Below are 650 nucleotides of genomic sequence, written 5' to 3' on the forward strand. Positions count from 1 at the left end.
GGTTGAGTCCCGCATAGTGGTGTAACTCACGGTGGCTTCCGCGTCGGTGACGACGTGGGCGCGGCCACCGTGTGATCCTTCGAGGAAACTCTCACATCCCACTCGAAAGGCATCATCACGATGACCGCTCCACATATTGTCGACCCCGCGACCGTTCTCGGCGAGGCACTGTCCGACGCGTCTCCGGATCTGATGCGGCACCTGCTTCAGACCATGATCAACGCCCTGCTGTCTGCTGACGCGGATGCGGTGGTAGGGGCGGAATGGGGTGAACGTTCCGAGTCCCGCATCGCGCACCGTAATGGCTACCGCCACCGGAACCTGGACACGAGGGCGGGGACGATCGATGTCGCGGTTCCGAAGCTGCGTTCGGGAACCTATTTCCCGGAATGGTTGCTGGAACGACGCAAACGCTCCGAGGCTGCCCTGATCACGGTGATCGCGGACTGCTATCTCGCGGGCGTCTCGACCCGTCGGATGGACAAACTCGTCAAGACCCTCGGTATCCACTCGCTATCGAAAACGCAGGTCTCGCGAATGGCCGCCGATCTTGATGAGAACGTCAACGAGTTCCGACACCGGTCTCTGGTCGAAGCTGGCCCGTTCACGTTCGTTGCCGCGGACGCGCTCACGATGAAAGTCCGCGAGGG

General features: G+C 61.8%; 1 protein-coding gene. It reads left to right on the forward strand.

Annotation, left to right across the window (positions count from 1 at the left end):
• Nucleotides 1–120: 120 nt before the first annotated feature.
• A partial coding sequence (locus VLI63_RS17655; RefSeq protein WP_409158161.1) for a transposase occupies nt 121–650 on the forward strand: 530 nt, incomplete at its 3' end.

It is taken from the genome of Lacisediminihabitans sp. H27-G8, from assembly GCF_046156175.1.
In the GTDB taxonomy this organism is placed as follows: domain Bacteria; phylum Actinomycetota; class Actinomycetes; order Actinomycetales; family Microbacteriaceae; genus Lacisediminihabitans.